The sequence below is a fragment of the Amycolatopsis halotolerans genome, from assembly GCF_042647905.1.
Classification (GTDB): domain Bacteria; phylum Actinomycetota; class Actinomycetes; order Mycobacteriales; family Pseudonocardiaceae; genus Amycolatopsis; species Amycolatopsis halotolerans.
Genome location: NZ_JBHRWI010000003.1, coordinates 69,118 through 83,459, shown reverse-complemented (window position 1 = coordinate 83,459; position 14,342 = coordinate 69,118). Strand labels below are relative to the sequence as shown.

Genomic DNA, 14,342 nt, shown 5'->3' with positions numbered 1-14,342 from the left:
TCGGCGGTCCGGGTCCGGCGCCGTCGCCCCGTGGCGGGTCGACGAGGTCGGGCGCAAAGTGCGGCTGCGCGAGGTCCGCCCCGGCGACCAGCGCACCCTCGCCGGATTCGACCGGGATTCCGTGCGCGTCCGGGATCCCCAGGTCGGCGGCTACCGGCACTGGGCGACGCACCGCGGGCACGCCTCCCCGGACGGGTTCCACTTCGCGATCGAGACGCTGCACAACCGGACGCTGGTCGGCTCCGTCTGGGTCGAAACGGACCCGTACTCCGGCCGGTTCAGCTACGGCGTCGGGATCGGCCCGCAGCACCGCCGCTGCGGTTATGCCGCCGACGCCGTCGCGCTGCTGCTGGCGTTCATGTTCGGACGGTGCCGGTACCGGGCGTGCGAGGTGAGCGTCAACGGCAGCAACTTCGCGTCGTTGTCGCTGCACGGCGAGCTGGGCTTTCGCGAGGCGGCCCGGCTCCGCGACGCCGAATTGCTGCGCGGGGAGATCAAATACCCGGTCCTGATGAGCATTACCGCGGAGCAGTTCGCCGCGCGGAACCTGGCGCTGGCGGCTCGCGGTTCAGGCCGGTCGTCCTCGCGTGGACGCCATTGGCGGGTCCAACGCCCGGGACGGCACCGCCGCATCGCCTACTCCGCGGGCAGCTAGCTCCCATTTCTCCAAGCCCCCGGCGCACCGATCTGCGACGATGACCGGGTGATCAAGCGCATCATCACCTACGCCGAAGGTTCCGACGACGACGCGACCCGCGACTTCTACGTAAACGTTCTCGGCCTCGACGTCGCCATGGACGATCCCGTTCTCGGCCTCCGCAGCGGCGACGACCCGGCCGCGCAGGTGCTCGTCCTTCCGTCCGGTAGCACCGATCCGTTGCCGCGCTTGGGAATCGACCTCGGCGAACCGGAGGCGGTCGAGCGAGCCCACGCCGAGGCGGTCCGGCGCGGGCTGCGCGTCGTCTATCCGCTCACCGACGAATCCTGGGGCGTGCGGCGGTTTTTCGTCGAGGATCCGGGCGGCACGGTCGTCAACGTGCTCGCCCACCTGACGGGCAGCTCGCGCACGGAGTAGAAGATCGCGTTCTCCTTGAACTCCAACCGATCCAGCGGCACAGCCAGCTCCATCGTCGGCACCCGTCGCCGCAACGTCGCGTACGCGATCTCCAGCTCCAGCCGCGCGAGTGGTGCGCCGAGGCAGAGGTGCCGTCCGTAGCCGAAAGCGACGTGGTGGCGCGCGGACCGGCGGAGGTCGACCCGGTCGGGGTCCGGGAAGGCCAGCGGATCCCGGTTCGCGGTGCTCTTCACCGCGACGATGCCCTCGCCCGCGCGGATCAGCTGCCCGCCGATCTCCAGATCCGCCAACGCCACGCGCCGCGCCTCGGTGTGCGTGATCGACAGATACCGCAACAGTTCTTCCACCGGATCGGCTGACGCGTCGTGGAACTGCTCGCGGTGCGTCACCAGCACCGCCGTGCCCAACGCGATCATGGCGGCGGTGGTGTCGTGGCCTGCCACCAGCAGAAGCTGACCCAGCACGGCTATCTCGTGCGGGGTCATCGCCTCCCGTTGTTCGACGGCCAGTTTGCTCAGCAGGTCATCGCCCGGTTCCGCGGCTTTCGCGGCGACGATGTCCTCCAGATACGAGTTCAGCTCCTCGCTGGCGGCCACCGCGCGCGCCGGGTCGGGGTCGTCCATGACGAGCGTGCGGGCCACGCCCTGGAAGAAATCGCGATCCGCGTACGGGACGCCGAGCAGTTCGCAGATCACCAGCGAGGGGAGCGGCATCGCGAACGCCTCGACCAGATCGGCCGGGTTCGGTCCCGCGAGCATCCGGTCGAGAAGATCGTCGACCAGCTGCTGGATCCGCGGCCGCAGCGCCGCCATTTTCCGCACGGTGAACTCCGGGGCCAGGACGCGTCGCTGCGCCGTGTGCTCCGGAGGATCCATCTGCATCAACGTTTTCATCTGCGCGTCGCGCGCCTTGCTGACCGCGTTGGTGTGCGGGAAACCGGGCTGCGTGACGTCGACGCTGACACGCGGATCCGCCAGCACCGCACGGACCTCGGCGTACCGGGTGATCAGCCACGGCTCGCTGCCGTCCCACAGCCGCACCCGCGACACCGGCGCCCGGCTCGTCAATCCGGGCGCTGGGGCGAAGGGGCACCCCGCAGCCCGCGCCATGGGGAAGGTTTCGCTGTTGGTCATGTGAGCTCCTCACGTTCGGGTTCGGAGCTGAAGCATGGCTTCGCGGGCAGTCCCGGTAATCAGACAAAACAGACGTGACCTGCGTCACAATGGGGAAAAGTACGTGAGGGGAACCCTGAGGGAATCAGATTCCCTCAGGGTTCCCCTCACGTACTTCGGCATCGCGCGCCGACGACGCCGCGAACCCCCGTGCGCTACTGAGAAAACGTCAACCGGTGCGGTCAGTCCTCGGCGGACTCGGGCCGCTCGACCACGCTCCACAGAAACGAATGTCTGCGCCCAGCCGGCTCCTCGCGCGCGACGAACTCGTCCAGCAGCGCGTCCAATCGCGACTGCAGTTCAGCCGCTGCCTCGTCGCTGAGCCGGACCACGCCGCGCCGGGTCTGCTGGATCGACGCGGGGGCGCTTTCGATCATTTCGGCGCGGTGCGCGTCCAAAGTGGCGAGTTCGACGCGCGCGGTCAGTGCGGGATCGCCCGCCTGGTCGAGGTCGAGGTGCCAGGTCCGCCGCGTCGTCCGGTAGGGGCGTTCCCAGGCGCCGAGGTCGCTCCGGCGAGCCGGTTCGGCGACGAGGAACCCGGCTTCCGCGAGTGCGTGCACCCGGCGCAGCACGGTGGCCGGCGACTCTTCGAGCCGCTTCGCCAGCTGCTGGTTCGTCCGCGCGGTGTCCAGGCACAGCCGGAGAATCCGCCAGCTCAGCGGGTGGGCGAGCGCGCGGAGGTCGTCGGCGGTCGCCTGGCGCGGGAGCGGGTCGTCCATTGACAGCAGCTTAGCCGATTTGCTTCGATGGTATCGATATCAGAAAGTGAAATCACTGGAGGTCGGGTGCGCCGCATCGAGTCGTACGTCGAGCAGTACCGGGAGCGGCACGAGGCGGAGCTCGCCGAGTGGATCGGCGTTCCCAGCGTGAGCGCGACCGGCGAGGGCATGGCCGACGCGGCCGGCTTCGCGTGTGCGCTGCTGCCGCGCAGCGGACTCAAAGCGCGGCAGGTCGAGACTGGCGGCTGGCCGTTGGTGGTGGGGCGCGCGGAAGGCCCGGCGGGCGCTCCGCACGTGGTGATCTACGGCCATTACGACGTGCAGCCGGCCGGACCGCTGGCGGCCTGGGACAGCCCGCCGTTCGAGGCCGCCATCCGCGACGGCCGGATGTACGGGCGCGGCACGGGCGACAACAAGGGGCAGCATCTCGCGCAGCTGCTCGCGTTGCGGGCGCTCTCCGAAACCGGCGAACTGCCGTGCGGCGTGACCGTGTTGCTCGACGGCGAGGAAGAGATCGGCAGCCCGAATCTGGAGTCGGCGCTGGCGGGTCTGCGCGACGAGTGGAACGCGGACCTCGTGTTGTGGAGCGACGGTCCGGTGCACGACAGCGGCGAGCCGACAGTCAGCCTCGGCGTGCGCGGTGCGGTCCGGTTCGAGATCCGAGTGCATGGCGCGCCCGCGGCGCTGCACTCGGGAAACTGGGGCGGTGTCGGACCGAATCCGGCGTGGGAACTGGTGTGGCTGCTGTCGACGATGCGCTCGCCGGAGGGCGAGATCCTGGTCAAGGGAATCGCCGACGGCATGGTCCCGCTGAGCCCGTCGGAACGGGACGCGCTGGACGCGCTCCCGGTCGACGTGCCCGCCGCGCTCGCGGAAGTCGGGCTGGACCGGATGGACGTGCCGGAAGGCGTCGGTTTCAACGACCGCCTCGCGCTGCCGACGTTCAGCATCAACTCACTGTCCTGTTTGGACGAAGGCGACCACCGCACGGTCATCCCGGCCACCGCGGTCGCTCGCTGCGACATCCGGACGGTCGGCGGCCAGCGTGCCTCGACGGTCATCGCGGCGTTGCGCGCACACCTCGCCGAACACCTGCCGCACGCCGAATTGCATGTCCCGGGCGGGCTGATGGAAGCGTCGCGGACGCTGCCGGAATCGCCTTACACCCAGGTGATCACCGACGCGGTCAGCGCGGCCGCCGGACGTCCGGCGCTGCTGGTGCCCGCGATGGGCGGCAGCCTGCCGATCGCCGCGCTGTCCGACGGGCTCGGCCTGCCGTGCTACGGAATCCCGCTGGCGAACGTCGACGAGCACAACCACGGTCCCAACGAGAATTTCGAACTCGCTCGTTTCCACGCCGGGATCACCGCCGCCGCGAACGTATTGCTCGAATTGGGCAAGCTGCGCTGACTTCCCGCACATGGTTGTTCCGGGCCGCCGTGCTCGGAGCCGCGATTCACCGATGACGCCGAACCGCTGACGCACCGCCTCGGAGGCGACCATGTCGATTCCCGCCCCGGATTCCCCGGCCACCAGGGAAAATCCACTCGAAGAAGTCCCCGCGCCGCGCTCGTCCCGCATCGTGCTGGCGGCCACGATCGGCAACACCCTGGAATGGTTCAGCCTCGGGGCCTACACATTGTTCGCCGACGTCCTGGCGAAACAGTTCTTCCCCGCGACCGATCCGGCGGTCTCGCTGATGCTGGCTTTCGCCAGCGTCGCGGTCGCGTATGTGATCCGCCCGTTCGGCGGGATGATCCTCGGGTCCTACGCCGACCGGGCGGGCCGAAAAGCCGCGCTGGTCGTGTCGATCCGGATCATGGCGGTGGCCTCGCTGCTGATCGCGATCATGCCGAACTACGCGACGATCGGCATCGCGGCCCCGCTCGGGCTGGTGTTCGCCAACCTGCTGCAGGGCTTCTCGGCGGGCGGCGAATTCGGCAGCGCGACGGCGTATCTGGTGGAGAGCAACCGGAAACGCCGCGGGTTCATGGGCAGCTGGGGCGCGGCGAGCCAGGGGCTGAGCACGCTGCTGGGCATCGTGTTCGCCGCGGTGCTGAGCGCGGTGCTCACCGACCAGCAACTCGGGTCGTGGGGCTGGCGGATCCCGTTCGCCTTCGGCCTGCTGATCGCCCCGGTCGGCTCTTACCTCCGGCGGCACGTGGCGGAATCGCCCATGTTCGAGGAGGCGGCCGCCGAGGCCCCGCTGCGGGAGGTCCTGCGCTCGCAGAAGACCCGGATCCTGGTCGCGATGGGCGCGATGGCGGTGTCCACCGCGATCAGCTACCTGATCATCTACATGCCGACCTTCGCCATCCGGAACCTCGGCCTGCCCAAATCGCTGGCCTTCACCACGACGATCGTCACCCAGATCGTGCTGACCGTCCTCGCGCCGGTCGCCGGGCGGCTCTCCGACCGGACCGGCCGGATCCCGCTGATGGCCGCGGCCTGTTCGGTGATGCTGCTGTCGATCTTCCCGCTGTTCCTCGCGTTGAACAGTCAGCCGACGTTCGCGGTGATGACCGCGGTGATGGCCGCGATCGGGCTGGTGAAGGTCTGGTACGTCGGCCCGCTGGGCACGATGATGGCCGACGTCTTCCCGGCCAGAACCCGCGCGACCGGGCTGTCGGTCAGTTACAACATCACGGCTTCGCTTTTCGGCGGTTTCACGCCGTTGGTGGTGATTTGGCTGATTCACCTCACCGGGAGCAATGTGGCGCCGAGCTATTACGTAATGGCGCTGGCGGTGCTGAGCCTTAGCGCGCTGATTTTCGCCCGGCGGCGGCTGCAGGTGCGCTGACCGTCCTTTGTGGACTTTAAGGGTGAGTCGAATGGGCGCGCAACCTCTCGGCGGGTTGCGCGTCATTCTCTCCATAGCCGGGCCGCGGAGGTCCGGATTGGGAGGGGATTTGTCATGACTGACTTGATAATCCGAAGATCGGTGCTGGGTGCGGGGGCGCTGGCGCTGATCGCCGCGGCGGTGACGGCCTGCACGTCAGGCTCCGCGGACCTGCCGGTGGCTTCGGGCTCTTCGTTGACTCCGACCGCCAGTGAAACCGCGACCACGTCACCGGTCATCTCGATCGCACCGTCCGCAACACCCGCGACTGCCGCCGCGAGCCATGCCGCTGTGCTACCGCCAGCGAAACATCCGGACATTACTCCTAAGCCGTCACCAACCATCTATCTGTGCGAGGGCAATGCTGTTGCCAAACCTTCGTGGCTGAACCTGGCTTGCGCGGACCAGAAAATGGGGCTCGACCGGTTGCGCTGGTCGGGGTGGGGCTCGGCGACCGCTCACGCCACCGGCAGATTCTGGCAGTACGACTGCATCCCTGATTGCGCGTCCGGGAAACTCGTTTCGGTCCCGACCCGGGTGACCGTCAGCGAATTGGCCAACGGTCATTACGGCCGGTTGCGCGTGACAGTGCGGCCGGTGCCCGAGGATCCTCGCGACTACGTTCTGACGAAGGCCGGTCCTGGCGCCGCCTAGGAAAAGCGGGTGCCGTGCACGCACGGCACCCGCTTGCGGAATGCCTACGGATGCGTCCGGAAAGCATCCACGATCAAGTAGCTGCCGTTCTTCATCGTGCCGGTGATCGTGTGCACTCCCGGCTGCAGGCCGGAAACAGTCGCCACCGTGGACTGGTACTGCCGGGTCGGGGTCACGAAACTGACCGTCCGGTAAGGCGCGCCGTCGAGGGTGAGGTCGACGTCGCCCTCGTCGGTGTTGGTTTCGGAGATGATGTCGATTCCCGTTCCGTAGAACGTCAAACTCCACGAATCGCCGACGTTCTGGGTGGCCCAGATGTCGTCGAGGTACGAGTTCGCGCCTCCGGCCGAGCTGCCGCGCCAGATCCATCCCGACGACGGAGCGCCGGTGTTGGTGTAGACGACGCCGGAAGTGTTGTTGAGGACTTCGGACTCTTGCGTTTTGGCGAGGCGCACGGTGACGTCGGCCTGCCCGCGCCGCACGGTCAGCGTGATCGGCGCACCCGGCGCGAGTTTGTTGTAACTGAGCCAAAAAGTGTTGCGATCGTCAGTCACCGAGGTGCCGTTGACGGCCGTGATGTCGTCACCGGTCTTCAACCCGTTCTGCGCGGCGTAACTGCCCTGCGGCACTGTGGGGAGGTAGAGGCCGTACGGCTTGGTCAGGCCGAGGGACGACTGCACGGCGAGAGACGGGATGTTGGTCGCGGTGGCTCCCATCAGCATTTCGGGCTGGACGATCATCCCGTTGGCGGGCCCGCCGGATCCGGGGCCGTAGGCGAAGACTGCTTTGGGCGGAAGCGGTCCGCCGGCGGAGCCGAAGCCGGTCATCGGGAAGTTGGCGTACCCGAGGCTAGCCGCGGGGGAATCAGCGCCGACGGTGAAGTCGTAGCTGCCGAGCGGGTCGGCTGCGGAGAACTTCGGGTCGGCGACGAGCGAATGCGGATCCATGCCCGCGCGGACCCAAGCCGACTGGGTGTTGATCGTGGCGCCGTCCGCGGAAAGCGCCTCGTTGCCGCTGCCGTCGGGATTGACGTAAACCGGGTAGTGGTCGTTCCAGAAGAGGTTGCGGTCGACGCCGTACTTGGCGGTGACCGGGTTGTTGAGCACGTTGTTGTACGCCTGCGGGCCGAGGGTGATGTTGTGCTCGACGACGTCGCCGCAGTCGGAGTGGCTGACCTGTTCGTAGATCGAGCCGTCCACGAGCAGGTTGTTCCGCACGGTGCGCTCGTAGCCGTCGCGCAGTTTGATGCCGCCCTTGAGGATCAGATTGTCCAGCAGCCGGAAGTGGGACGATCCGTCGTCGAGGTCGATGGCCCAGTCGCCCGCGTGCCAGAACCGGTTGTGCTGGATGGTGATCGGCCGGACGACGTCGAGCTTCATCAGGTGCCGGGCCTGCGCGTCGCTCAGCGCGGTGCCGGTGGAGCCTTCGAAACTCGTGCCCGGCGCGAGGGTGTTGTTGCCGGAGCTGGCCCAGAACCGGCCTCGGCCCCAGACGTTGACGGACCCGTTGTCGCCGGTTTCCTCGACGCAGTTGAAGAGGTCGTTGTTCTTGATGTCGTGCCCGCCCCAGGTGCCGTCCTCGATGTTGAGGCACGCGCGCGGACTGTCGGAGATGGTGTTGCCGTCGACCGTCACGTCCGCGCTCATGGAGATGTTGACGCCGGAGGACTGCTTCTCGAACCGGCCCATGTTCTGCATGAGGTTGTTTCGCACGAGGATGTCGCGGGGATAGTCGTCGGTCTTCGGCCCGGGCGCGGTGTCGGTGACGGCGACATTGTCGTAGTAGTTGGCGGAGTAGTCGCGGACCGCGCTCGGCGAGCCGACGATCTGGACGTCCGTGGCGCCGTCGGACTCGAACTTGTTGTCGCTGATCGTGTTGTGCCGGTTGTAGCTGTCGAGGAAGACGCCGTTGCCGCCGAGCTGGTCGAAGAACGAACCGGTCACTGAGATGTCAGCGGCGTTCTTCAGCGATACTGCGCCTTTGCGGACCACCGCCCAGTCGCCCTTGGCGTCGGCTTCGAACGGGCTGGTGAAGAGCGTGCGGTGAGTCGCGGTGAGGTGCAGCCCGCGCAGGGCGATGTCGTGGACCGGGTTGGCCGCCGACGTTCCGGTCATCGTGATCAGCTGGTTCTGTTCCGCGGTTTCGACCGTCGCGGCGGAAAGGTCGGTTCCCTCCGGCGGGTAGTAGCGCAGCTGGCCGCTCGCCCGGTCGTAGTACCACTCGCCGGGCGCGTCCAGTTCCTCCTTGACGTTCTCGGCCATCGCGGGCCCGATCCGGCCGGGCCCGTTGCCCTTCGTCAGCCCGCAGTCCTGCGGCCGGTTGTTGTCGCCGACGTAGTGCAGGGCGAGCCCGTCGCCGGTGCGCCCGCTGACGGTGAACGAGACAGAACCCCAGTCGCCGCAATGCATCGCGCGCACGAGTGCGGTCGACGGGTCCGACCATTTCGCCGATTCCCGCTCGAGGTCGGCCAGCGAGGTCGAGCCCTGGAGCCGGGCCGCGTCCGGGTCGTAGTTCGGGTAGCGGGCCAGGATCTGGCGCTGCCCGTTGACGAACAGACCGTCGAAGTCCAGTCCTGCCGGGACGGTCGCGGTCACGATCTTGCTGCCGGGCGCCGTGGGCTGCCACGCCGGACGCAGCGGTCGGCCGCCGCTGATCGTCACGGCCGCACCGGTCGCCGGTTGCCAGGTCACGGTGTGGCCGTTGCGCCCGGAGTCTTGCGGGCCGAACGCCAGGGGAGCGGCGAGGTAGTAGGTGCCGCCAGCCAGTTGCACGACGATGTCCCGGTGGTTGCCGACGCCGGTGTCGAGCAGGTGCCGAACTCGTTGCTGCGCCTGAGAAAGCGAGCACGGTCGCGGCCGGGTGCAGGGATTTCCGGGCGGAGCGGCAACGCCTGGAGCGGCGTAAACCGCCATCGGCGGCGGCCCGCTCGCGGCGGCTGGCGGGCCGAGGGCGAGCGTTCCGCCTAACCCGGCGACGGCGGACAGGACGATGCTCAGAAGCCGGCGGTTCGCCATTCAGGTCCTCCTTGACCAGGCATCGCAGGTCCTGAGCACCAGGACATCCGATGTCTAGGAGACTATGCAGGAGGGTGTAGCGGCCGTCAAGGAGGGCTCCGGGTGGTACTTGGCGGTGAGGAAGTGACTGTTGGTAAAGCAATCTAGGGTGGATCTGCCCGTTCTCGGCGAGGTTCGGGAGCGGTTTCCCTGAGCCGTCGGGGGCGAACTTTACATCTGATCTTTTGCCGGAGCGAGTGGCTCACTGCCGTGTTCGGCCTAGTAAGGGTTGCCTCGCCCCATCGTCTCGGTTACCGTCCAAGTCCTCAGATGACATGAGGAGTTGGGATGACTGATCTGACGCTGGCCGAGCTGGCTGCGGCGGTGCGGGCGCGCGAGGTTTCCCCGGTGGAGCTCGCCGAGGAGTACCTGGCCCGGATCGACCGCGGCAACGACCGGATCGGCGCTTACCTCGCCGTGGACCACGAGGGGGCGCTCGCGACCGCGCGCGAGGCGGAAGCGCTGGTCCGGTCCGGCGTGCGGGACCTGCCGATGTTGTGCGGGGTGCCCGTTTCGGTGAAGGACACGTGCCTGGTGAAAGGCCTGCGGTACACCGCCGGATCGAAGGTCTTCGCGGACCGGGTGGCCGAGGTGGACGCGGCGGTCGTGACGCAGTTGCGCCGGGCGGGCATGGTGGTGCTGGGCAAGACCAACGCGGCCGAGTTCGGCTGCTCCTCCTACACCGAGACAGCGTTCGGCGCGGCCCGCAATCCGCACGACCTCACCCGTACCGCGGGCGGGTCCAGCGGCGGGGCCGCCGCTTCGGTCGCGGCGGGACTGGCCCCGGCTGCGCACGGCAGCGACGGCGGCGGCTCGGTGCGGATCCCCGCCGCGTGCTGCGGGCTGGTGGGGATCAAGCCGACCAGAGGCAGGGTGAGTCCCGCTCCCGGCCCGGATTCGGCCGGGCTGGCCACCGCGGGTCCGATCGCCCGGACGGTTGCGGACGCCGCACTGCTGCTGGACGCGATGAGCACCGCGCGCCCCGGCGACACGCATCAATTGCCGCCGGTGCCGGCCGGGCACTTCGCGAACAGCGCCGAACGGGACCCCGGCCGCTTGCGAATCGGCGTAATCCGGGGATCGGCGAGCGACGACCCGTGGTGCCGTCGGGCGTGCGAAGACACCGTCGCGCTGCTCGCGGATCTGGGACACGACGTGGCGTACGCCGCGCCGACCGATCCGGACGACTATCGCGAGGAGTTCGCCGTCGTGTGGGCGCTGCTCGCTTGCTCGGTGCCGGTTCCCGCCGAGCGGGAGCAGGACCTGCTGCCGCTGACTCGCTGGCTGCGGGAGAAAGCCCGGGGCTACGACGTGGTGGCGTTCATGTCCGCGCTGGTGTCGATGCAGGCCACCGCTCGCCGGATCGCCTCTCGCTACGACCGGTTCGACGTGGTCCTCAGTTCCGCCACGGCCGCGTTGCCGCCGCTGGTGGGCGGCCTCGTCGACGACGATCCCGCGCAGACCTTCGAGAACATGCTGGAGTTTCACCCGCTCACCCCGCTGGCCAACATCACCGGCCAGCCGTCGCTGACCGTCCCGGCGCTCCGGACACCCGGCGGGCTGCCCGCCGGCGTGCTGCTCACCGGACGCTACGGCGCTGAGACGACCCTCATTTCCGTTGCGGCACAACTGGAGCGGGCGAAGCGATGAAGAAGGCTCAACTGGGTTTCCTGACCGGGACCCATGTCGTCAACGACCTGTACCAGGGCGCGGTGCCCGCGCTGCTGCCGTTCATGATGAGCGAGCGCCACTACAGCTACGCGGCGGTGTCCGGAATCGCTTTGGCCGCAACGGGTTTGTCCAGCGTGGTGCAACCGGTGTTCGGGATGATCGTGGACCGGTCCGGACGCTCCTGGCTGGCGCCACTGGGTTTCCTCGTGGCTGCCGCCGGAATCGCCGGCGCCGGTTTCGCGAACGGGTACCTGGCCACCTGGGTCTGCGTCGCCATTGCCGGAATCGGAGTGGCCGCCTACCATCCGCCCGCCACCAACCAGGCCCGTGCGGCGGGCGGCAGGTCGCAGCGGGCCATGAGCCTGTTCTCGGTGGGCGGGACGCTGGGCAGCTCGCTCGCTCCCGCGCTCGTCACCGCGGTCGTCGGCTCGCTCGGCCTGTCGGGGACCTACTTGCTGGCGGTCCCGGCTGTGGTGATGGCATTGCTGTGGCTGCTCAATCGTCGCAATGCGCTTGGCGCTGCCGGAAGCGCGGCTAGAGGGTCCGCAGTAGACATTTCGGATGACTGGCGGGCCTTCGGCAGACTGGTCGCGGCGACCGTCGGATGGTCGATCCCTTACGTGACAGTGAGTTCGCTGCTTTCGTTGTACGCGATCCGCGAACTGCACGCCTCGACCGCAGTCGCGGCGGTCACGCTGACCTCGTTCACCCTGGCCGGTGCCGCGGGCACTGTCCTCGGCGGTTGGCTCGGCGACCGGTTCGGCCGCCTGACGCCGATCAGGGCCGGATACCTGCTGGGCGTTCCGGCGCTGGCCGGAGTGGTGTTCAGTCCGAACTATCCCGTGCTGGAACTCAGCACCGTGCTGCTGGGGCTGGCCATGTTCCTGCCGTTCGCCAACCAGGTGACCCTCGCGCAGGACTACCTGCCCACGCGGCCCGGCACCGCCAGCGGGCTGACTCTCGGCCTGGCCATGTCGGTCGGCGGGCTGACCTCGCCGCTGTTCGGCTGGCTGGCCGACGCCGAGGGCCTGCGGTTCACCCTCGGTTCGGTGCTCGCGGTGTTCTGCGTCGCCGTGGTGTTCGCCATCCGGCTGCGCGACCGGGTCCTGCCTGTTCAGCCGTCTTTAGACTCATCTGAGGAGCTGGTGACCTGATACATTGCCGGGCACCAGGCGGAGAGGGGAACACGACATGACGGTCCGGTCGGTGCAGCGAACCTCCTTGGTCGACGCGGCGACGGCGGAACTGCGCAGGCTGATCGGCGAGGGCGAGTGGCCGGTCGGGGCCAAGCTGCCCAACGAGGTCGAGCTGAGCAAGCTGCTCGGCGTCGGCCGGTCCACCGCGAGGGAGGCCGTCCGGGCTCTGATCTCCGCCGGTCAGCTGTACTCCCAGCAGGGCTCGGGCACCTACGTCGCGTCCGCGACCCCACTGTCCGATTTGGACCGCAAGCTGCGCACGGCCGCGGCGATCGACGTGTACGAGGTCCGCGTCGCACTGGAGGTCGAGGCGGGCAGCCTGGCGGCGACCCGACGCACCGCCGCCGACCTGAAGGCGCTCCGCAAGGCGCTCACGGCCCGCGACCGAGCCGATTCACTCCCGGAACTGCTCGACGCGGACCTCGCCTTCCACCGGGCAGTCGTGCTGGCCGCGCACAACCCGGTGCTGATCGACGTGTTCGACTCTTTCCTGGACGCCATGCGCGCGGTCTCCGCCGACGTCACCACCCTGGACACCGCCGAGACCAGCGCGGACGACCTGCACCAGGCCCACCACGGCCTGCTAGCCGCCATCGAGGCCGGTGACGCGGAGGCCGCCGCGCTGGCCACTCGCCGCAACGTCGAGCGCACCTTGGACCAGTTGCGCTAGCAGTGACCCTGCGATTAAACGGCCGTTTTCGGACGGCCTCGCGGGAGCCAGGACTGCGAATAGATCAAAGCGGCGAAGAGAATGAGGCCGCCGATCTCGACCAGGAATTTCGTGTCGTCGGGCACGAGTCGCAGATTGAGCGCGACGTAAAGAAAAGCAAGAACGCCGACGAGAAAACGCCGGATGTCGCTGCGCTGATTGTCGAGGGTAACCGCGACCACGCCGATGACCAGGGGCGCGAGCATGACGAATACCCGTTGAGTGTCGGTGGCGACCATCCGCCCGGCCAAGCAGCAGAGTGCCAGGTAGACGCTGGATACGAGCAGCGGGTTGAGCGGGCCTCGCTGGCGGTACAGCCGGTAGAGCCCGTAGCCGAAGATGATCCAGAAGAAGTGGAACGTATCGAAGAGCGCGGCGTGCTCGCTGCGTTTGTTCGACGACAGCGCGAAGACGATGTTCGAGGCGAGGCTTTGGTTGCCCTGGCCGCTGCCGAAGCTGTAACTGCCCCCGATGAAATTCTGTGCCCACAGGCGGAAGCCGGCATACGCCAACGCCGCGACTGCCGTTGCGAGCACGCCGAACAGCACTTGGCGATCACGCAGTGACCGCGACCGTGTCCAGGCCAACAGCGGGTACAGCGGGGCGAGCAGAAGAGTGGTCTCCTTGTTGATGGTGCCGACGATGATGACGAGGGTGAACAGCAGCAGTTTGCGCTTGAACAACAGCCACAACGCGAGGAGATAGAGCAGATTGTTCAGCGGGTCGACAAGGAAAGGGTTGCTGAACGCGTAGGGGGCGTACCAGAACGTGCAAGAGAGGGCGATCGCCGCGAGCACTGAGGTGAACAGGTGCAGGTTGAGGTGCCGCCAGCAGAATTCGAAGAACACCACGGTGCACGCGAGCGTGACCACGGCGGTGAACCCGAGCCACAACACATCGAGCGAAAGCCCGGTCACCTTGTTCGCCAGATGCACCAGCCACGGGCTGAGCATCCTGAGCGCGAACGGGTTGTCGACCTGCGCCCCGGTGTGTTCGGACATGGCGTAGTAGTTGAGCGCGTCGCCCCAGGCTTTCTCGTGCGCGCGCACGTCGAGCGGCGCGTAGGAGATGAAGTTGATCAGCGACGCGGTTGCCAGCGTCAGATACACCGCCGCCCGCCGGACAGCAGCGCTGCGCGGGGCGGCGGTCTTCCGCGAGACAGGAGCGGACGGCTCGATCCCTGTGGTCACCTGCGAAAGCGTAACCAAGGGCGGCGGCCGCCGATGAGGGACCGGTCGGCAAGCCCGCGTGGCT

General features: G+C 68.2%; 12 protein-coding genes. 8 read left to right on the top strand and 4 right to left on the bottom strand.

The window, feature by feature from the left end:
• Positions 1-58: 58 nt before the first annotated feature.
• Complete coding sequence (locus tag ACFORO_RS01785) at positions 59-655, top strand: GNAT family N-acetyltransferase (protein WP_377868981.1); 597 nt, start codon at positions 59-61, stop codon at positions 653-655.
• Positions 656-703: 48 nt separating this feature from the next.
• Positions 704-1,075, top strand: coding sequence for a VOC family protein (locus tag ACFORO_RS01780; protein ID WP_377868919.1), 372 nt, complete (start codon positions 704-706; stop codon positions 1,073-1,075).
• Here the strand turns inward: ACFORO_RS01780 and ACFORO_RS01775 are convergent.
• On the bottom strand, positions 964-2,208 hold the full coding sequence (locus ACFORO_RS01775; RefSeq protein WP_377868920.1) for a cytochrome P450: 1,245 nt from the start codon (positions 2,206-2,208) through the stop codon (positions 964-966). The genes ACFORO_RS01780 and ACFORO_RS01775 overlap by 112 nt on opposite strands.
• Positions 2,209-2,429: 221 nt before the next feature.
• Complete coding sequence (locus ACFORO_RS01770; RefSeq protein ID WP_377868921.1) at positions 2,430-2,966, bottom strand: helix-turn-helix domain-containing protein; 537 nt, start codon at positions 2,964-2,966, stop codon at positions 2,430-2,432.
• Between the two features lie 66 nt (positions 2,967-3,032).
• On the opposite strand from ACFORO_RS01770, the gene ACFORO_RS01765 reads away from it, so the two are divergent.
• From ACFORO_RS01765 to ACFORO_RS01755, 3 genes are all read left to right on the top strand, one after another.
• Positions 3,033-4,376 (top strand): M20/M25/M40 family metallo-hydrolase, encoded by a 1,344-nt coding sequence (locus ACFORO_RS01765; RefSeq protein WP_377868922.1) that lies wholly within the window; start codon positions 3,033-3,035, stop codon positions 4,374-4,376.
• A 91-nt stretch (positions 4,377-4,467) separates the two neighbouring features.
• The gene (locus ACFORO_RS01760) at positions 4,468-5,766 is read left to right on the top strand and encodes an MFS transporter (protein WP_377868923.1); all 1,299 of its coding nucleotides are present in this window, start codon (positions 4,468-4,470) and stop codon (positions 5,764-5,766) included.
• Between the two features lie 114 nt (positions 5,767-5,880).
• Positions 5,881-6,459 carry a hypothetical protein gene (locus ACFORO_RS01755; protein WP_377868924.1) on the top strand — a complete coding sequence of 193 codons (579 nt, stop codon included), beginning with the start codon at positions 5,881-5,883 and terminating at the stop codon, positions 6,457-6,459.
• Between the two features lie 44 nt (positions 6,460-6,503).
• Here ACFORO_RS01755 and ACFORO_RS01750 read toward each other — a convergent pair whose 3' ends face one another.
• A complete protein-coding gene (locus ACFORO_RS01750) occupies positions 6,504-9,473 on the bottom strand; it encodes a right-handed parallel beta-helix repeat-containing protein (RefSeq protein ID WP_377868925.1) in 2,970 nt (989 codons plus the stop codon).
• A 327-nt stretch (positions 9,474-9,800) separates the two neighbouring features.
• On the opposite strand from ACFORO_RS01750, the gene ACFORO_RS01745 reads away from it, so the two are divergent.
• From ACFORO_RS01745 to ACFORO_RS01735, 3 genes are read left to right on the top strand one after another with little or no spacing between them, the layout of a single operon-like run.
• Complete coding sequence (locus ACFORO_RS01745) at positions 9,801-11,162, top strand: amidase (RefSeq protein ID WP_377868926.1); 1,362 nt, start codon at positions 9,801-9,803, stop codon at positions 11,160-11,162.
• A complete protein-coding gene (locus tag ACFORO_RS01740) occupies positions 11,159-12,337 on the top strand; it encodes an MFS transporter (protein WP_377868927.1) in 1,179 nt (392 codons plus the stop codon). The genes ACFORO_RS01745 and ACFORO_RS01740 overlap by 4 nt, the downstream gene beginning before the upstream one ends.
• A gap of 37 nt (positions 12,338-12,374) precedes the next feature.
• Positions 12,375-13,049, top strand: coding sequence for a FadR/GntR family transcriptional regulator (locus ACFORO_RS01735; protein WP_377868928.1), 675 nt, complete (start codon positions 12,375-12,377; stop codon positions 13,047-13,049).
• Between the two features lie 14 nt (positions 13,050-13,063).
• Here ACFORO_RS01735 and ACFORO_RS01730 read toward each other — a convergent pair whose 3' ends face one another.
• On the bottom strand, positions 13,064-14,278 hold the full coding sequence (locus tag ACFORO_RS01730) for a hypothetical protein (RefSeq protein ID WP_377868929.1): 1,215 nt from the start codon (positions 14,276-14,278) through the stop codon (positions 13,064-13,066).
• Positions 14,279-14,342 lie beyond the last annotated feature (64 nt).